The organism is Pseudomonas tremae (genome assembly GCF_023278125.1).
GTDB lineage: Bacteria > Pseudomonadota > Gammaproteobacteria > Pseudomonadales > Pseudomonadaceae > Aquipseudomonas > Aquipseudomonas tremae.
Map to the genome: position 1 here is coordinate 250,652 of NZ_CP066270.1, position 19,195 is coordinate 269,846.

The window sequence follows — 19,195 nt, forward strand, 5'->3', positions numbered from 1 at the left end:
GTGATCGATCAGGTCAGGGTGTAGGCGAAATCGCCGTCGCTGCCCAGGTCGATGCTCAGACTTTGAATCGGTTTGTCCTGCGCCATCCGCTCGAGCACCCGCTGGGCGAGTTCTGGCATGAGGGTCTTGGACAGAATGTTGTCGATGTTACGTGCGCCGCTGTCCACTTCAGTGCAGCGCGAAGCGATGGCTTTGATCAGCGCCTGGTCGTAACTCAGCACCGCCTGATGATTGCGCTCGAAACGCTTGCGAATGCGCTCCAGCTTCAGGCCGACGATGCGCTCCAGGATGGCGTCCTGCACCGGGTAGTACGGCACGATAGTCAGACGACCCAGGAACGCAGGCTTGAACACTTGGTTCAGCTCGTCGCGCAGGCCTTCCACGATGTCATCGGGAGTCGGCTTCTGCTCGGTGCTCAGGCACCACTGCATGATGCGGTCGGTGCCTGTGTTGGACGTGAGGATAATCACGGTATTGCGGAAATTGATCTCGCGACCTTCGCCGTCGTCCAGAACACCCTTGTCGAATACCTGGAAAAACAGCTCGAGCACGTCCGGGTGGGCTTTCTCCACCTCGTCGAGCAACACCACGCTGTAGGGCTTGCGGCGCACGGCTTCGGTCAGCACGCCGCCTTCGCCGTAACCGACGTAGCCAGGCGGGGAGCCCTTGAGGCTGGAGACCGTGTGCGCTTCCTGGTATTCGGACATGTTGATGGTGATGACGTTACGCTCGCCGCCATACAGCGTGTCAGCCAGCGCCAGCGCGGTTTCGGTCTTGCCGACGCCGCTTGGGCCCAGCAGGAGAAACACACCGATAGGCTTGTTCGGGTCTTCCATGCGCGCTCGGGAGATCTTGATGCGCTTGCCGATTTCTTCAAGCGCGTGATCCTGACCCAGTACGCGTTCACCCAGCAGCGCAGGCAGACTTTGCACGGTGTCGATCTCGTCGCGCAGCATCTTGCCCAGCGGGATGCCGGTCCAGCCGGAGATCACTTCGCCAATCGTGCCGCCGTCCACCAATGCATGGACCAGCGGCTGCTCGCCCTGAACGCTGGCCAGTTCGGCGCGAACTGCGGCAATTTGCTCGGCATCAGGCTCGCCGCGTTCCGGAACGCTGAGTGCGCCGAGTTTCTCGACCAGTTCCAGCTCGCGCTTCCACTGTTGTTCCAGCGACTCGCGGGTGGCCTGTTCGGCTTTTAGCTCTTCGTGCAGGGCGGTCAGGCGGCGTGCGTGATCACTGCCCTTGGCGGTTTCCTGCTCTAGCACAGCGATTTCTGCGTTGAGGTTATCGATGTGACGCTTGCAGTCTTCCAGTGCGCCTGGCTGCGCCGATTGACCCAGCGCGACGCGGGCGCAAGCGGTGTCGAGCACGCTGACCGCTTTGTCCGGCAGCTGGCGACCCGTGATGTAGCGGTTGGATAGTCGCACGGCCTGCACCAGCGCTTCGTCCATCACTGTGACCTTGTGGTGTTCCTGCATCTTCGCCAGCAGCCCGCGAAGCATATGGATGGCCTTGTCTTCGTCAGGCTCTTCGACTTTCACGACCTGGAAGCGACGCGCCAGCGCGGCATCTTTTTCGAAATACTTTTTATACTCCGCCCAAGTGGTAGCGGCGATAGTGCGCAGCTCACCACGAGCCAGCGCAGGTTTGAGCAGGTTGGCGGCATCGTTCTGCCCGGCCTGGCCGCCCGAACCGATCAACGTGTGAGCTTCGTCGATGAACAGAATGATCGGGTGCAGGCTGCGCTTGGTTTCTTCGATGACTGACTTGAGGCGGTTCTCGAACTCGCCCTTGACCCCGGCACCGGCTTGCAGCAAGCCTAGGTCCAACGTGTGAATGGCGACGTCTTTGAGCACCGATGGAACGTCACCCTGGACGATACGCAGCGCCAGACCTTCCACGACCGCTGTTTTACCCACGCCGGCTTCACCGGTCAGGATCGGGTTGTTCTGACGGCGGCGGGTCAGGATATCGACCATCTGCCGCACTTCGAATTCGCGTCCCAATACCGGGTCGATACGACCGTCGCGAGCGCTCTGGGTGAGGTTGACGGTGTACTGGTCCAGCGCCGGAGTCTTGCCGTTGCCCTTGGTGGTGGCGCCTGTGCTTGCGTCAGCGTTCGCCAGCGGCTTGCTCAGTTTGGTCTCGGGGCTGCCCTCGACCAGCGCGCTCAGGTTGAGACGCAGGTCGTCGGCGTTGATTTTTTCCAGTTCCGGGGCCGAACCGATGACCACGCGACGCAGTGCATCGTCGTCCAGCAGGGCCTGAATCAGGTGCCCGGTGCGAATCTGCGACTGACCGAACTCGATCGACGCCAGCACCCAGGCCTGTTCGATCATGCGGGTGATGTGCGGCGAGAGGGCCGGTGTACGTGTGTTGCCCTTCTTGAAGGTCCCCAGCGCCGTTACCAGCTGCGCTTGCAGGCGATCAGGCACCACATCGTAGTGACGCAGGATCACTGGCAGGTCGTTCTCGTTGCTGTCGAGCAATTGCAAAAGCAAATGCTCGACCTCTACGTCGTAATGGTTCTCCGACAGGCACAGCGCTGCAGCGCTCTCAGTGGCGGTACGGCTCGTTTCGTTCAGCTTGGCGAACAGGGACTTCAGGTTCACAGGGAGACCCCATCAAAAGGAATGTGAAAAAGGGCGCAACGTGAAGGCTCCACGTCGACACCGGGGCGTTTGAGCCAGCCAAGCCAGCCCAGAGATACGTTGCCTTGGCGGCCCAGTCGGGCCACGGGTACAGCTTCGGGTTTGAGCTTCGGCGCAATCTGGAAGTCCAGTTCGGCACCGATATAAAAACGCACCAGTTCAACCAGCTTCTGGTAATCCACAGCGCCCGGCTGGAAACGCTGGTAATCGACCAGCTCCAGCGGACCCATTTCGATACGCACGCACGACTGGTAATCCCAGACGCGATTGCCGGCCACGGCGCTTTGCCCGAGCACAGCATTTTTGCGACCCAGTTGCGTGCACTGGCTGCTGTCGAGCTTCAGCCAGCGTCCGGCAAACTGCTGGACCTTGAACGGCAGCGAGAAATAAAAACTCAGCATGACCTCCAGGTTCAGGGCATTACGGGGCTTCTGGGCAAACATTCCCGAGAAATAACTGAACAGTTCGCGACGCAGTGGCGACTCGCCCTTGTCGAATTTGCGTTTCAGCGCCTCAGGACCGAAGCCCACAAGGTTGAGCAAATAACGATCAAAGTTCGATGTGCCGCTGCGCTCGTACTCGATGTAAAACTTGTACTTCTGCCAGGCTTCGTAAAACAGCGTGGTCATGCGGTGCGAAAAAACATCCAGAAACGCATGCGCAGCGTCATCCCGATACTGGATGTGCCGATCGATAAGCAGCTCGGTGTAAGGGCGCGGCAATACGCCAGACGGCCCGACCAGCCCCATGAACGTGACTTGCACCTCGGACAGCGGCAAACCTGCGGCCGATACCTTGCCCTCGCGTTCGAACTGCAGATCACTGACTTCACTGGCCGGGAAGTTGAGTGACAGCTGCGAACGAAAACGCAGGGGGTCTTCATGCGGCCTGGTTTCCAGGTCCATGCGCCCGTTTCTGCTGTAGTGCAGGCGAAGCAAACGCACCAACTGAAAAAATTCGAATCGGTGCGGCTCAGCCCTTGCCTGGTCAATCAGACCAGGGGTTGATCGCCTGTTCGCGGGGGCCATTGGACCACTCTCTTTTCGCGCTGCAAGGTGCGAAGGGTTAATTGGGTAAAGCTGTTCATCGAGCAGTACTGGCCGAAGAAGTGGTCAAGCACCATGCCGAACAGAAATACGCCGCTGCCGGTGTACTGACTTTCATCGAATTTCAGCGTGATGCCGACGCCGCGAACAAAGTTCGGGCGTGGATGGCCGATACGCGCCACCACCGGTTCGCTGGTCACCGAAACAATGCCGTTGATCTGCTTGCGGATCGCCGACACGTTGCGGTAGTTGTAAAGCGACAGCAGCTCGAGCAGCACTTCGCGCCCCTTTGAAACCAGCGACATGTGGTTGAGCGACAGGTGGGAAATCAAACGCCAGATGACCCCGTTGCCCAGCGGTACTCGGACCGTCGCGGTGGGCTTGCGCAGGCAGCGAATGTCTTTGATCACCGAGTTGGACGGAATATTGAAGTCTCCGCGCTCGCCGCCAAATGGCAGCATCAGCGGCAGGTCGCGGTTGCTGCACGTCAGGCGGATACTCAGCGTGTCGTTATTGGAGTCAAGCAGCTCCAGATCACGGTCCACGACCCGGATGAACATGTTCGAGCCATCGCTTTGCCGGCTTTGCGTAGGGCGCCGCCGGGCTATCCAGAAACTCTGCCCCGGGCCTTGATCGCCGCGAGGTTCAAAGAACGGATGGCAGGTGCCGACCTGGTCGTTGCCGTTGATTTTCTTCACGCGGCGCACGCGGTCGATCGATACCACTTCGGCGGAGCTTTGCAGGCGCACGTCCGGCGTTACGGCGTATTCATGCTGCACGTGGGTCAGCTTGATCGGCTCGGCCTGTTGGCGGAACAGGTTGATTATCGGGGTGCAGTTGAGCTTGAAATTGTTACGGCCGATGTTCTGGGTCAGGCGTGCCAACCGATCTGTCAGGTCGTAATCGGAAAAGTAGAAATTGATTTCGACTTTGGCGATCTCTTTGCCCGCCAGGATGCGCGCAAAGCCCGACAGGTCGAAGAACATGAACTTGTCCGGGAACGTGAAGTACTCGTGCAGCAGTCGATAACCCAGAAACGAGCGCTCCGAGTAATCCACCAGGCCTTCATCCAGGCCATAGCCCACGGACTTCAACGCACCAGCTGGCAGTACCACCTCGCGAATCCGTCCTTCGTCTTCGAACGACAATGTGGCCTTGGCCAGGTTGTTGAACAGCAGCTCGTACAACTGATGCATGAGCGTGCTTTCGCCATCGAGGAAAAAGCGCAGGCGGTCCAGTTCCATCTTGCCAAACAGGACATCGGAAGTAGCGGCCAGACCGATGCGCAGGCGTGCAATCAGGTCTGCACTGTGGCCGTTGAACGCCGAGCGCTCCATTTCAATGAAAGAAGCGCTTTGCACTGCAACCGGCCACATCTCGACCGGGTAGCACGTACGAAACTTGCACACGATGCCGTCCACCGCATTGGCGTGCAGCTCTGTGTGGCGGGCCACTCGATAGGACTCGGTGACCTTTTCCTGCTTGCCCATGTTGAACTCGACGATGGACATCGAGGGGGTAGGGCGCAGGTAATGCGGGTACAGCACCTCCAGAAACGACTCGACGATTTCCGGAAACTCGTCATCGAGTTTCTTGTGTACGCGCGCAGAAAGGAACGAGAACGCCTCGATCAGGCGCTCGGTGTGCGGGTCCTCGCAATTGTCGCCTTCGATCAAAAGCCGCGACGCGATCTTCGGATATTGAGCGGCGAATTCCTGGCCCAGAAAGCGCAGGTGCGAGAGTTCTTTCTCGTAGTAGGGCAGCAGATCGTCGAGCATCAGTTGAGGTTCTGCACTTTGTATTCCTGAGTGTTGACCTGCAGCACAGCGTCAAAAGAAACCTGACGCGAAATGTCCTGCAGGCGCAGTACTGCGTCCACACGAAAAGTCAGCATGCGTTGGCCGGTCTGTTGTGCAAGCAACTGGACTTTCACGCTACGAAAGCGTCGGTCGCCCACGGTGATCGCCTTTTCCAGCTGACGCTGGATCAGCAGACGATCCTGTGGGTCGAGCACGCTCCGACTGGTGAAGTCGGGCATACCGTAATCGAGAATGGTACCGCTCAGATTGGCGAAGCCTTCCAGCTCGCCAGCGACCAGAGACTGGCGAGTGTTCACCAGAATCTCCAGGTCCCGAACGATGCTGGCCTTGTAATCGGCCAGCGAGCAAAGACGTTGCGATGATGCTTCCATGGACTGATGCGGACGATCGTCGAGCAATCGATCCAGCAATGAAGGCAACAGCTTGTGTTGGCTACTCATGTTGCCTCCCTGGCCACGTAATGGATGTTGTTAGCCGCGAGTTGATTGCGGCAATTCGGCGACCAGACGCAACGAAGCTGTCAGTTCATCCAGTTGGTAATGCGGACGCAGGTAAGTCACAGCCTTATAGACGCCCGGTTTGCCAGGCACTTCGAAGACTTCGGCCCGCGCTTCACGCAACGGGAACTTGGCCTTGGCTTCCTGGCTGGCGGTATCGTCCAGCAACACATAGCTCGACAGCCACTTGTTGAGGAACAGCTCGACGTCCTTGCGGGATGCAAAACTACCGATCTTGTCGCGCATGATCGCTTTCATGTAGTGAGCGATACGCGAGGTCGCGAAGATGTACTGCAGCTGCGCCGAAAGACGGGCGTTGGCGTTGGCGATATCGGTGTTGTACTGCTTCTGCTTCTGGGTCGACTGAGTGCCGAAGAACGCGGCGTAGTCAGTGCCTTTGCAATGCACCAGAGGGATGAACCCCAGGTCCGACAGCTCTTTCTCGCGACGGTCGGTGATAGCAATTTCAGTCGGGCATTTGAGCGCGATTTCGCCGTCATCGGTCTTGAAGGTGTGAGTCGGCAGGCCTTCGACCAGACCACCGCCTTCCACGCCGCGGATCGCCACACACCAGCCGTAGCGGGAGAATGCGTCGGTCACGCGAGTGCCCAGTGCGTAGGCAGCGTTCATCCACAGGTATTTGTTGTGGTCACGGCCATCGACGCTTTCGACAAAGTTGAATTCTTCGACTGGCGTGGTATCCGGGCCATACGGCAGGCGACCGAGCACGTGCGGCAGGGTCAGGCCGACGTAACGGGAGTCTTCGGAGGCGCGGAACGACTTCCACTTGGCGTATTCAACGGTGTCGAAGATTTTCGCCAGGTCGCGAGGACCGGCCATGTCGGTGAACGAGTCCCAGCCGAACAGCTCTGCCGAGGCTGCCGAAATGAACGGCGCGTGGGCTGCTGCTGCAACGTGGGAGATCTCTTCCAGCAGGTACATGTCTTCCGGGCTGCGGTTGAACTCGTAGTCACCCAGCAACATGCCGAACGGCGCACCACCGAAGGTGCCGTACTCTTCTTCGTAGATCTTCTTGAACAGCGCGCTCTGGTCGAATTCGGAGGAAGCCTTGAGGTCACGGACCAGGTCTTTTTTCGATGCGTTGAGCAGATGAATCTTCAGCGTGGTGCTGGTCTCGGTCTGGTCAACCTGGTATTTCAGGCCGCGCCAGGAGGCTTCGAGCTGTTGGAACTCACGAGCATGCATAATCTCGTTCATCTGCTCGGAAAGCATCGAATCGATTTCAGCGATGCGTGCATCGAGCACGGCGATCAGGTCCTTGCTCGGCGTCATCTCGCCTTCCAGCACCTGGGCCACGAGTTCGCCGATCAGGTCGCGGGTACGGGTACGCTCGGTTTCGGAGCGTGCAACGCGGCTTTCGGAAATGATGCTGTCGAGCAAGGAAGATTGCGGGGCGAAGTTTTCAACTTCAACCAGAGCGCCGTCCTGCTGAGTCGCGGTTTGCTTATCGGTCATCGTCAGGCTCCTCCTTACTCTTTGCTATCGGTGGCTGGAACGGCTGCTTCGCGACCGAACTCCTTGCCCAGGGTTTTAAGCTTTTCAGTGTTCTGCAACACGTCCATCAGCAGCTCTTCAAGCTTGTCGTTGCCTCCCATCTTGTTGCGCAGGTCAGCCAGCTTGTTGCGCACTTCCAGCAGCTTGCGCAGCGGCTCGACCTGACGCACCACGTTCTGTGGCTCGAAGTCTTCAAGCGCATTGAAGTTCAACTCGACGCCGAGCTGAGTACCGTCTTTGGCCAGCGTATTGTCGACGCGATAGGACAGGCGCGGCTTGATGCCCTTGAGAACGCCGTTGAAGTTGTCTCGATCAATGAAGATGAACTTGCGATCCTTCAGCTTGGGCAGCGGCTCCAGCGGGTTGCCGGAGAAATCCCCCAAAACGCCTACGACGAATGGCAGCTCTTTCTTTTCCTGAGCATCGCCGATATCGACGTCGTAGGTAATGTGGACCCGAGGCGCGCGAACGCGGTCAAGCTTGTGCTGGGTACTTTCCTTCTTCGCCATCGTCATCTCCTGTGCGAGCAACTCGCTGCAAGTCGTTTGCGTACCGGGCCTGCTGCAGGCCAGGCGCGATTAGAGTCCTTCAATCGTCAGCAAAAGGCGCTGACGGATTTCATCGTTCATTTCCAGAATATTTTCGTGTCCGACCAACTCTTCGAAGCTTGTATTACCTGCGATCTGCGTGCTGTTGCGGATGACCGATTCATCCGGCAGCTCGGAGCGCACAGGTGAACTGATCACACAAAACGGCAGATCGCCGAAGTCTTTCAAACGCTCGAAACTGACCGGAAAGCGCAGCCCTTCGAACAGGCGGCTCATGCCCGGCGACTTGCTCAGGCAATAGAACAGCACCAGATAATGCACAACGTAGCGATACAGCTCTGCGCTGCTGCGATTCGGGTCCTTGATCACTTTGCGAAACTGCGCCAGCTCGAACGAGTTGAAGCCCACCACCCAGCGAACCGGGCTGGTGATGCGAATGGTCTGCCCGCTTTGTGACAGCACCATGTCGTATTCAAGCGGGAACAGCTCAGGCGTCGTGCTGATCAGGTTCAGTGGCACTTCCAGTTCGTTGACCAGCTTGAACGGCTCTGCCGATGCAATGCGGTCATAGAGCTCCTTGAGCTCTTTGAAGTGGTGCTGTGTCTCGCGACCACTGCTACGTTGTGCGCCCTGCAGGTATTCACCGAAGAATGTCTGCGGGCGTATCAGCAACGCCAGGGTCGACAGATAGTCGGACGCCTGCACCTTGAGCGCGTCGGAAATAGCGCGCGTCTGTTTGCGCAGCTTGATCAATGCTTCTATATCGAACGTCTGAGTCATCGGTACATCGTCCTTGAACCCTTCACGACCGCTTCCCGGATCAGACCGGGGACGGGGAGGGGCTGCGAGTTTCTCGACTGCACACCTGCTCACGAAGTGGTTTTGAAATGAATCACTGCAAAACGCACGGACATAATGAGGAAGGATCTTGTACTGGCATATAGGAATCGTATAGCCAGCAATGTGGTCTATGGCAGTACTTTTGGTAGGAAAGTTCCTACAGACGGTAGATATTTTCTCGGTTTTGTTACACTAAGCAATGATGTCCATATGCTATCACGGTATTAGATTGCGCCCTGCATATAAGCTCAGGCTTTGATTTCAAAGGGTTTAGGCCGTGTGCTCGTATGCTTTTCCGGCGTCAAATTAAGCTTAAAAAGATGAACCGATTAAGCGACGAAGGATTAGTTTTCGGGGTTTAACGCTGACACGATGAAAATCGAAATGAATTGTCGCGAAGAAAAATGATGGCACCTCGAGTCTTTTTTCGTCCCGAGCGTGACTCAGTGCACAGCCGTGAGAAGCGCGGTTGATCGGTTGCGCGACGTTGTTACATCTTCGCGTGGAACGCGGTATAACGCCGTCAGCGCAATACCCTTCTGCAGTGATGCAAGGTGGATGCGCCTGTACGCATGCGCCAGTGGCGCTTTGTCTCATGGACCTGTGCTCGCCAAGGATAGCCAGCAGCGACGCACCTCTTGAGCCTGCCTCATGAAAATCTACAAGCTTATTGCTGTACTCATTTTGCTGCCCCTGGGCCTGAATCTGGTGGGCGTCTGGCAGTTACAGCGCAGTCTCGACAACACTCAGCGGCTGACCGAGATCCAGGCTGACCTGTTGCATGCTCGTCCCTCTCTCGAAAAACTTGCCAGATCGCCCAGCGCGCTTACCCGGACTATCGAGATAGACGGAGAAAATCTCAGTATCTCGATGGCGCTGTCTCGTCTCGAAGAGGCACAAGAGGGGCTCGGCACTGTGCTGGTGCTGGGCAACGTAACCACCTGGCTGGCCCGGGCTGTCATTATCCTTGGCCTGCTGGCTGCTCTGGTCGGCGCTGTCGGGCTGGCAGGGCTTAAATGGGCCGGCTCGCGCGCACTCCATTCCCGCGAGCGATTGCTGCATACCTTCAGCCGGGTCAGTCGTGTTATGCCTTTTGTATTGGTGGGGCACATCGTCGCGATGGGCGCGGCAGTCTCTGCCATCCTCAGCTTTGAAGCCCTTGGGATGTGGCACTTGGGGCGTATGTCGGCGGGCGAGCTCAAATTGATCATCGTGGTACTGATGGTGGTCGCTGCGTGCCTGTATTCGATCTGGCACATGGGTAAGCAGCTGCGCGTCATGCTGCGCATGTTCGAACCTGTCGCGATGCAGGTTCTGGGGCGGCAAGTCACGGCCGACGAGGCGCCGGTGCTTTGGACTTATGTTCGCGAACTGGCTGAGCGGCTCGGCGCGTTGTCGCCGGATCACATCGTGCTGGGCATGGCTGAAGGCTTTTACGTCACATCGAGCGACGTCTCCCTTCTTCCGTCCGAAGTCGTGCTCAAGGGGCGAACCCTGTATGTGCCAATCATGTACCTGGGGCTGCTCGATGCCGCCGAGACCAGTGCGGTGATTGGTCATGAGCTGGCACACTTTGCTGGCGAGGACACCGAGTACAGCCTGCGCTTTCTGCCGATTTACGACGGCATCGGTCGCAGCCTGGGCGTGATTGCAGAAACCATGCTGGTCAGCGATTTACTGCCGCGCACGCTTTTGCGGCCGGCATTCACGCTGGGCCTCTACTTGATGGAAAGCTTCGATCACGCCGTCAACCACTGGAGCCGCGTCCGCGAGCTGGCTGCCGATGCTGCGGGTGCGAGCCTGGCCGGTACTGCGCCAGCGGCCTCGGCGCTGGTGCGTATCTCGGCCATTGATCCGCTGTTGCAGGAGCGCATCTACGCGCACATTGCGCGTGCCACCAACCCCAGGCGCGGTGAAGTATTCACCAAGGATCTGCCAGACAGCGTGTTGCACGGGCTGGCCGACAAAGCATTCACGCTGCCTGACGAAGAAATGGGCGTACAGCTCCCGCATCCCTCGGACACGCACCCTTCAAACGGCGAGCGTATCGCCGCGCTGCAGGTTGCTGCCGACGAGGCGATCCGCACCGGCACCCGGCCTGTCGTGGCAGCCCAGGCCCGCGCCGCAATGGACCATTACTTCACCAACCCTCAGGCACTGCGCACTCGTCTTACCGAGGACTTCATCAAGCATCATGTGGCAAATGATGCTGAGGTGGTGACCGAACTGCGTGCCCAAGCGAGCACTGTCACCGGTGACGTTGCTTTGCATGAAGGCGCGTTTCTGCGGGGTGCGCTACTCAGCGTATTCCTCGGTTCTCTGCTGGTGCTGGGCATTTTTTTGATGGTCAAATCGCTGTCATTGCCAGAGACGATTACAGACAAACGAAATCATATGCTGATTGCCGGGGGCATCTTGACGATGTTCATGCTCATTCTGCTGCCAGCCTTGCTGCGTCTGTGCCTGCGAGCCGACAAGACCGCCCTGGCGCTTACTCCCGATCACTTCGTGTTCGCGAACCTTAAGTCCCCCGTCCCGGTCCACCACATCGCTGATTTCGGTCTGCATGTCGCCTATGGGACCATTCTGACCCTTTATCTGGAAGACGATGCACCCTTGCCCGAGCGCGCGTCACGTTCGTTCTCTATGCCGAACGCGAAAGTCCACGCGAAAAAGCGTCAGATCATTCTGATGCTGGCGCAGTTCTGCTGTGACGGCAAAAAGCTCAAGCCCGACGAGCTGGGCCAACTGCTCGCGGATTACGTCAACGCGGGTACTGCGCGACATTTGCTGCAGCAGCGCTTCAAGCAGGGCAAGCGATAAGCTGTGAGCGGGTTGACGTAAAGCGCGGGGGCTTTTCTGCAGGCAATAAAAAACCCGCCGAAGCGGGTTTTTCCAAGACCATCCCGACTCCCTGTCGGCTGCCTCCGAGGCGATGGTCGATCATCCTTGATCGTGGTGAACTCCTGTTCACCACTTGATGGATCCAATATTACGAGGCTTGGGAAGGGTCGGAAATAGCCAACTTCCTCCAGCGCGTGTAAGCCTTTCGCTATACCTCGTCGGGTCGGCCTCAAGAGAGGGGACGAGAGGCAGGGCATTTGACGTCAGGAAAAATCTTTGCACATGCCGATCGTTTGCAGGCAAAAATCGCAGGCAATAAAAAACCCGCCGAAGCGGGTTTGTACCAAGACCATTCCAACTCCCTGTCGGCTGCCTTCCCGGCGATTGTCGATCGTCCCTGATCCTAGCGAACTCCTTGTTCACCAGTTGTTGGATCCAATCTTACGGTTCTGACAGCAGGTGTAAAATAGCCATTCGCTTCATTGCGTGTAAGCCATTGGCTATACATGTGTACGTTTTTGCAGATTATCAGGTGCCCGGCCATCCACCGGAAATTAGCAAATACCGGCAAAACTACTGTGGCAGAGCGTCGCAGGCTTGTTTTTCAGGGTGAGAAAGTCGCAGTCACTTCACAATAGCGCTGCTGGGCTTTTTTACTGTCCTCGTCGCGATTTCTGACGGCGCGCTTGGTCCACTCGCGGCACTCTTCCCTGAAGTTGACCTCTGCCGCCTTGCGACACTCGCGTCGTTCGAATGAACGAATGGCGAAGTTTTCGCAAACGCTGTCAGCATCGATCGTGTTGCCGTACACCCGCCACTGCGCGCGGTAGCGGTTTCTGCCGTCCGCTTCGCGAATGGAGGCCGTCGCTACGTTGTAAGGCCTGGACGAGCGCGTGGAATTGCGTGAAGCATCTGCCTTGAAATCGGCCATATAGCCTGCAGACACCATGCCTTTTGCCGGTTCTGCCTGAGCGGGGCGAGGAAGCTGGCCAAATCGACAGTTCGCCACCGCCTCATCGATGACGTTGCCGTTTTTCATGCAGTCATCCAGAGGTTGCACAGGGGCGGGGGGCGCCAAAGTGGCCGCGATCGGCACAAGCTCTGCGGTTTTTCGAATGTGCGAGGGCGCAGTATTGGCGGCCAAGGGCTGCGTCTCGGCCTCGGCTGTCTCGGTTTCAGGTATGGACTGCACCACAGGCGTTACTGCCAGCGCTTTTGGACTTCGCGTATGTGAGGCGACCAGGCCGGCGACGCAGGCTGCAGCTATAAGACACGCCAGCCACAGGCCATAAGGGCGTGAACGGCGAGGCGTATCGACGCGCATGCGACGTGGATGGGAGCCCAGCACCACATCGACCTGACCGGGCACGAGGCGCTGAATGTGGATGATCCCATCGTCTTCGGGTTGTTGTAGGGAATCCATTCCTGCTCCTGATCAAGCGATGTTCGGTCGTGATATTACAATGATATCGGCCGGTGGGTAGAGTTTCTGCAACGTTTTGGCGCTATGTGCATCGAGCGCTGGCGCGCTAAGGTTGTGACCGTTTTGTTGACTGATGAAAGGACCACGAATGCACCAGCGTCTTGAACAGGTTTTTGGGTACACCCAGTTCCGACCGGGGCAGGAGGCAGCCATTAGTGCAGTGCTGGCGAGGCGTTCGGCGGCGGCCATCTTTCCGACTGGCTCAGGCAAGTCGCTATGTTACCAATTGCCCGCGCTGATGTTGCCGCATTTGACGCTTGTGGTGTCGCCTTTGCTGGCGCTTATTCAGGATCAACTGGCCTTTTTGCATCGTCACGGCATTTCGGCAGCAAGTATCGATTCGGCGCAGAGTCGTGATGATGTCGCTGACGTGATGGCAAGGGCGCGTTCCGGGGAGCTGAAAATCCTGATGATTTCGGTCGAGCGCCTCAAGAATGAGCGCTTCCGGAATTTTATCGCTCAAGTGCCGATTTCCTTGCTGGTGGTCGACGAGGCGCATTGTATATCGGAATGGGGGCATAACTTCCGGCCCGACTACCTGAAACTGCCGGACTATCAGCGCGAATTCAATATCCCTCAGACCTTGCTGCTTACCGCGACTGCCACGCCGCAAGTCATTATCGATATGCAGGACAAATTCGCCATTGCCCCGGACGACGTGGTCACCACCGGCTTCTACCGCGCCAACCTGCATTTGTGGGTCAAGCCAGTCAGCGGGCGTGACAAAAGACGACGTCTGGTCGAATGGCTCAACGAGCGACAGGGGCAGCCCACCATTGTTTACGTGACCCTGCAAAAGACCGCTGAGCACATCGCTGCACATCTTGAGCAGAACAGGCTACCCGCCAGCGCCTACCATGCCGGATTGCCCAACGATCAGCGCGAGTCGATCCAGAAACGCTTCATGGACGGCAGCCTCAACTGCATCGTGGCCACCATCGCGTTCGGGATGGGCATCGACAAAAGCGACATTCGCAACGTGGTGCATTTCGATCTGCCCAAATCCATCGAAAACTACAGCCAGGAAATCGGCCGGGCAGGGCGCGATGGTGCCGCGTCCGATTGTCTGGTGCTGGCTAATCGCGACAGCCTCAACGTGCTGGAAAACTTCGTGTATGGCGACACGCCAGAGCGTGAGGGTATTGCGCGTGTGCTGGAGGATCTACTCAATGCGCGCCAGGACGGCCAATGGGAATTTCTGCTCGGGCCGCTGGCAGATCTCAGCAACATTCGTCAGTTGCCGCTGAAGACACTGCTGGTACAACTTGAGCTGCGCGGGATCATCGCACCGCGATACGCGTACTTTGCGGAATACCGTTTCAAGTTCCTGCTACAACCCAATGACCTGATGGCGCGCTTCGAAGGGGAGCGGCAACAGTTCGTGCAGGCGCTGATCGACACATCCAGCAGGGCGCGGACCTGGGCCACGGTGAACTTTGATGCGATGTATCAGCAATACGGCGCCGAGCGCGCGCGTGTGGTCAAGGCATTGGACTACTTTCAGGAAAAGGGCTGGATCGAGCTTGAAAGCAAACAGATGACCGAGGTGTACAGCCTGCTGCGCAGCGATTTCGATCCGCAGGCGCTGAGCACCGAGCTTCACGACTATTTCGTCCATCATGAAGCCACCGAAGTGGCGCGCATTCACGCAATGCTTGATGTGTTCTCCAGCGATCAGTGCCTGACCCATCGACTGGCCCGCTATTTCGGCGACCACAAGGCACCTGAGCGCTGTGGGCATTGTTCGGTCTGCCACGGTGAAGTTGCCCACCTGCCCGAGCCGCCGGCATTGGAGCCGTTGCCGAACCGTGATTTTCAGCAACTGTGCGGAGGTTTTATCCACAAGCACCAGGATTACACTGGCCACCCGCCGAGTACTGAATGCCTGACGCGTTTCCTCTGCGGTATCAGTGTGCCGCTGTTCACTAAGCTGAAAGCCCGCGCGACCGCAGGTTTTGCCGTGCTGGAAGATTACCCTTATGCGCAGGTAAGGGCGTGGGTGCAGACGACGGCTGAAAGCTGAGACCAGCCAGAACGACAACCGGCCGCTCGAGAGCGGCCGGTTGTTGATGCACCAACGTTCAGGCGATCAGGTCAGTCGCGATAGCGACCACGATGACCGTGGTGTTTGGGGCGATGACCATTACCACGGTATTCACGACGGTCGTCACTGCGGCTTTTGTTGCCCATGTAGTTGCCCGCCATGGCACCGCCACCGCCACCTACCGCTGAACCGACCAGGCTGCCGGTACTGCCGCCGACGCTGCGGCCCAGAACGTTACCGCCTGCTGCGCCCAGACCACCGCCAATAGCGGCTTCTGTACGATTGCGACGGTCTGCGCCGACTGCGCCACCGGCTGCACCGCCAACGCCAGCGCCAATCGCTGAACCGGTGTTGCCGCCGAGCTGTTGACCGACGGCCGAACCGAGTACCCCACCCAATGCTCCGCCTACGCCTGACTCGAGATTGCCTGCAGAGGCTGCACCGCCGATCAGGGTAAGAGACAACAACAGTATCGAGGAATACTTCATGTGTGGAATCTCATAGGGATGACGGCGCGATATTGGTGTCAAGTGAAGAATGTAGCAATTCAAATCCGACGAGTAACACGTTTGCCACAAATAAGCCTAAGTTACTGTTTTAGCTAAGGAACTAAAATCAGAAAATGCAGTCTCAGGTTACTTGCAAAAGGCCCGTTTCAATTGAAACGGGCCTTTTTTGTGGGCGGATTCAAACGACCCTGTGCGTTAGATAATCCGTGCCGACTCTGCTGAACGCTCAAGTCGTATCGCGACAAACTTCGATGTCGGCGTGCTGCTGCCTTCACCGACGCTTTCCAGCGGCACCAATGGGTTGACCTCTGGGTAGTAAGCTGCAGCTTGACCGGCTGGAATGTCAAACGGCAACAGGGTGAAGCCTTTCACGCGGCGCTCGCGGTTGTCGCCCCAGATTGAGATCAGGTCGGCTTTCTGGCCTGGCTGGAAGCCCAGGCGAATAATGTCCGCCTCGTTGACGAACAGCACATCACGCTGACCTTTTACACCGCGATAACGGTCATCAAGGCCGTAGATCGTAGTGTTGTACTGATCGTGGGAACGCATCGACTGCATGATCAGGTCCGGAACCTCGCCGGTCGAACTGATGCCTTCATGGATCAGCTTCAACGGCAGGGCGTTGGGCTTGAAGTTGGCGCGGGTCGACGCAGTGTTCCAGCGGCGAGCACCGGCGGCGTTACCCAGGTAGAAGCCGCCCGGGTGCTTAAGGCGCTCGTTGAAGTCCTTGAAACCCGGAATGGTGTCGGCAATCAGATCACGAATACGGTTGTAGTCCTGCACCAGCCACAGCCAGTCCACCGGCTTTTTGCCGAGTGTGGCGTGGGCGATGCCGGCAATGATCGCTGGCTCCGAACGCATCTGCTTCGACAGTGGCTGCAACTGACCGTTGGACGCATGCACCATGCTGAACGAGTCTTCCACTGTGACCGCTTGCGGGCCTTCGCCCTGCATGTCGATATCGGTTCGACCGAAGCATGGCAGGATCAGCGCGTCCTTGCCGTGGAACAGGTGGCTGCGGTTGAGCTTCGTGCTGATTTGCACCGTCAGGTCGCATTTGCTGAGTGCTTCGGCGGTGCGATGGCTGTCCGGGGTTGCCTGTGCGAAGTTGCCGCCCAGCGCGATGAACACCTTGGAGCGCCCTTCGGCCATGGCGTGAATCGCTTCGACGACGTTATGGCCGTTGTCGCGCGGTACCTGGAACTGGAAGCGTTTTTCCAGTGCATCAAGGAAGAACGCCGGTGGACGTTCGTTGATGCCCATAGTGCGGTCGCCCTGCACGTTGCTGTGACCACGAACCGGGCACAGACCGGCACCCGGACGGCCAATGTTGCCGCGCAGCAGCATCAGGTTGGAAATTTCCTGGATGGTCGCGACCGAGTGGCGATGCTGGGTGATACCCATCGCCCAGCACATGATGACGTTCTTGCCTTTGGCGTACATGCGCGCCGACTGTTCGATGTCAGTCAGAGGCAGGCCGGACTGCTCGACGATCTCGTCCCATGACGTGTCATCAATAGCTGCCAGATAGTCCAGCACACCTTCGGTGTGTTCGTTGAGGAAGGCGTGGTCAAACACCGATGCTTCGTTGGCCAGCTGCGCTTCGCGCTCCCAGCGCAGCAGGAACTTGGCCATGCCGCGCAGCAATGCCATGTCACCACCCAGTGCAGGACGAAAGTAAGCGGTGTTGGTTGGACGGTCACCGTTGGTGAGCATCTCGACCGGGTGCTGCGGATGCTGGAAACGCTCCAGACCGCGCTCCTTGAGGGGGTTGACACATACCACCTGAGCGCCGCGCTGTACTGCTTCACGCAGCGGTTCAAGCATGCGCGGGTGGTTGGTGCCAGGGTTCTGGCCGAGGACGAAAATGGCGTCGGCGTGTTCGAAGTCTTCGAACGTCACAGTGCCTTTACCCACACCCACGCTTTGCGACAACGCAACGCCACTGGCTTCGTGGCACATGTTCGAGCAGTCAGGGAAGTTGTTGGTACCGAAGGCGCGCACGAACAGCTGGTACAGGTACGCGGCTTCGTTGCTGGCCCGGCCCGACGTGTAGAACTCGGCCATGTTCGGGCTGGGCAGGTTATTCAGGTGTTTGGCGATCAGCGAGAAGGCGTTGTCCCAGCTGACAGGCTTGTAACGGTCGGTTTCTGCGTCGTAAACCATCGGCTCGGTCAGACGGCCCTGATACTCAAGCCAGTAGTCGCTTTGCTCCATCAGGGAGCTGACGCTGTGACGGGCGAAGAAGGCCGGATCGACGCGGCGTTTGGTGGCTTCCCAGTTGACGGCCTTGGCGCCGTTCTCGCAGAACTTGACCATGCCGCTTTCCGGCGAATCGCCCCACGCGCAGCCCGGGCAGTCGAAACCGCCGTTCTGGTTGGTCTTGAGCATCATGCGCAGGTTCTTCAGCGCGTTGTCACTGCCCAGCCAGTGTTGCGTCACGCTGATCAGTGCGCCCCAACCGCCTGCCGCACCTTTGTATGGCTTGTAGCGGGGGATAGGAGTCTTGTCGGCTTGGTGATGAGTGCTCACGGTTGAATCTCCATCGCAGGGCTATAGACCCGCGGCGCACTGTGCTGCGGCAGGTGAATTAAATTGAGGTTGTGACGGCGAGCCCATTGCAGGGCAAGACCGGTGGGCGACGACAGGCTGATCAGTGTCTGGATGCCGGCGCGTAATACTTTCTGAATCAGTTCCAGGCTGCAGCGGCTGGTCACGATGGCCACGCCGCCTTGCACAGGTATGTCCTGGCGGATGAGCGCGCCGATCAGCTTGTCCAGCGCATTGTGTCGGCCGATGTCTTCACGGCCCAGCAGCAACTGGCCGGCGCCGTCCATGAACACTGCCGCATGCACGGCACCGCAATGCCGGCCAAGGGGCTGGAACTCGCCGATACGCTGGCGCAGGCCTTCCAGCCATTCAATCGGCGGCAGAGGCGCACCGGGCAAGACGTTCAGTTCAGGCAGTGCCTGCTCGACCGCTTCGACGCCGCACAGCCCGCAACCGCTGGTGCCAGCCAGTTGCCTGCGCTGCTGCTTGAGTTCCCAGAAGGCGCGGCTGGATATCTCGACATCGGCCTGCATCGCCGAGCCGCATCCGCTGAGTTTGAAGTCGTAGATTTCATCACGCGCGGCAATGATCCCGCTGCCCAGGCTGAAACCGACGATGAAGTCTTCGAGGTCGGTCGGGCTGACCAGCATGACGGCCTGGCTGATGCCGTTGTAGGCGATGGCCAATGCCACTTCTTCGGCGAGCGCATTGCGTGCAGCGTCCCGCCCCTCGAGGTTCGAGTAGCTGTAGGTCTGACTTGCTTCAGGGGCTGGCGCAGCAACGGGCGCCGAGCTGGCCTTGCGCGTGACGTGCATGGGCTTAGGTACCGGCAGATTGACATCTGCAAG

13 protein-coding genes are annotated in these 19,195 nt (G+C 58.4%); 2 read left to right on the forward strand and 11 right to left on the reverse strand.

Annotated elements, in window-relative coordinates:
• Positions 1-8: 8 nt before the first annotated feature.
• The 7 genes from tssH to I9H09_RS01110 all read right to left on the reverse strand — a co-directional run bounded on the left by tssH (position 9) and on the right by I9H09_RS01110 (position 8,857).
• A complete protein-coding gene (gene tssH, locus I9H09_RS01080) occupies positions 9-2,612 on the reverse strand; it encodes a type VI secretion system ATPase TssH (protein ID WP_122323623.1) in 2,604 nt (867 codons plus the stop codon).
• On the reverse strand, positions 2,609-3,679 hold the full coding sequence (gene tssG, locus I9H09_RS01085; RefSeq protein WP_053479503.1) for a type VI secretion system baseplate subunit TssG: 1,071 nt from the start codon (positions 3,677-3,679) through the stop codon (positions 2,609-2,611). The genes tssH and tssG overlap by 4 nt, the downstream gene beginning before the upstream one ends.
• Positions 3,643-5,475 carry a type VI secretion system baseplate subunit TssF gene (gene tssF / locus I9H09_RS01090; protein ID WP_005895954.1) on the reverse strand — a complete coding sequence of 611 codons (1,833 nt, stop codon included), beginning with the start codon at positions 5,473-5,475 and terminating at the stop codon, positions 3,643-3,645. The genes tssG and tssF overlap by 37 nt, the downstream gene beginning before the upstream one ends.
• Positions 5,475-5,957, reverse strand: coding sequence for a type VI secretion system baseplate subunit TssE (gene tssE / locus I9H09_RS01095; protein WP_005895957.1), 483 nt, complete (start codon positions 5,955-5,957; stop codon positions 5,475-5,477). The genes tssF and tssE overlap by 1 nt, the downstream gene beginning before the upstream one ends.
• A gap of 30 nt (positions 5,958-5,987) precedes the next feature.
• Positions 5,988-7,490, reverse strand: coding sequence for a type VI secretion system contractile sheath large subunit (tssC, locus tag I9H09_RS01100; protein WP_122346846.1), 1,503 nt, complete (start codon positions 7,488-7,490; stop codon positions 5,988-5,990).
• 14 nt (positions 7,491-7,504) lie between these two features.
• Positions 7,505-8,038, reverse strand: coding sequence for a type VI secretion system contractile sheath small subunit (gene tssB, locus I9H09_RS01105; protein WP_122346845.1), 534 nt, complete (start codon positions 8,036-8,038; stop codon positions 7,505-7,507).
• A 69-nt stretch (positions 8,039-8,107) separates the two neighbouring features.
• Positions 8,108-8,857, reverse strand: coding sequence for a hypothetical protein (locus I9H09_RS01110; protein WP_005895970.1), 750 nt, complete (start codon positions 8,855-8,857; stop codon positions 8,108-8,110).
• Positions 8,858-9,568: 711 nt separating this feature from the next.
• Here I9H09_RS01110 and I9H09_RS01115 point away from each other — a divergent pair.
• Positions 9,569-11,740, forward strand: a complete 2,172-nt coding sequence (locus I9H09_RS01115; protein WP_122323625.1) for a M48 family metallopeptidase — start codon at positions 9,569-9,571, stop codon at positions 11,738-11,740.
• A gap of 625 nt (positions 11,741-12,365) precedes the next feature.
• Here I9H09_RS01115 and I9H09_RS01120 read toward each other — a convergent pair.
• Positions 12,366-13,184 carry a hypothetical protein gene (locus I9H09_RS01120; protein ID WP_122312223.1) on the reverse strand — a complete coding sequence of 273 codons (819 nt, stop codon included), beginning with the start codon at positions 13,182-13,184 and terminating at the stop codon, positions 12,366-12,368.
• A 148-nt stretch (positions 13,185-13,332) separates the two neighbouring features.
• On the opposite strand from I9H09_RS01120, the gene I9H09_RS01125 reads away from it, so the two are divergent.
• The gene (locus I9H09_RS01125) at positions 13,333-15,267 is read left to right on the forward strand and encodes a RecQ family ATP-dependent DNA helicase (protein WP_236502460.1); all 1,935 of its coding nucleotides are present in this window, start codon (positions 13,333-13,335) and stop codon (positions 15,265-15,267) included.
• 71 nt (positions 15,268-15,338) lie between these two features.
• Here the strand turns inward: I9H09_RS01125 and I9H09_RS01130 are convergent, their stop codons facing one another.
• From I9H09_RS01130 to fdhD, 3 genes are all read right to left on the reverse strand, one after another.
• Entirely contained in the window at positions 15,339-15,776 is a 438-nt protein-coding gene (locus tag I9H09_RS01130; protein WP_005895984.1) for a glycine zipper domain-containing protein, read from the reverse strand.
• A 216-nt stretch (positions 15,777-15,992) separates the two neighbouring features.
• On the reverse strand, positions 15,993-18,329 hold the full coding sequence (locus tag I9H09_RS01135) for an FdhF/YdeP family oxidoreductase (RefSeq protein ID WP_122324186.1): 2,337 nt from the start codon (positions 18,327-18,329) through the stop codon (positions 15,993-15,995).
• Positions 18,326-19,162, reverse strand: a complete 837-nt coding sequence (gene fdhD / locus I9H09_RS01140) for a formate dehydrogenase accessory sulfurtransferase FdhD (protein WP_122346843.1) — start codon at positions 19,160-19,162, stop codon at positions 18,326-18,328. Before fdhD ends, I9H09_RS01135 begins: the two co-directional genes overlap by 4 nt.
• Between the last annotated feature and the right edge of the window lie 33 nt (positions 19,163-19,195).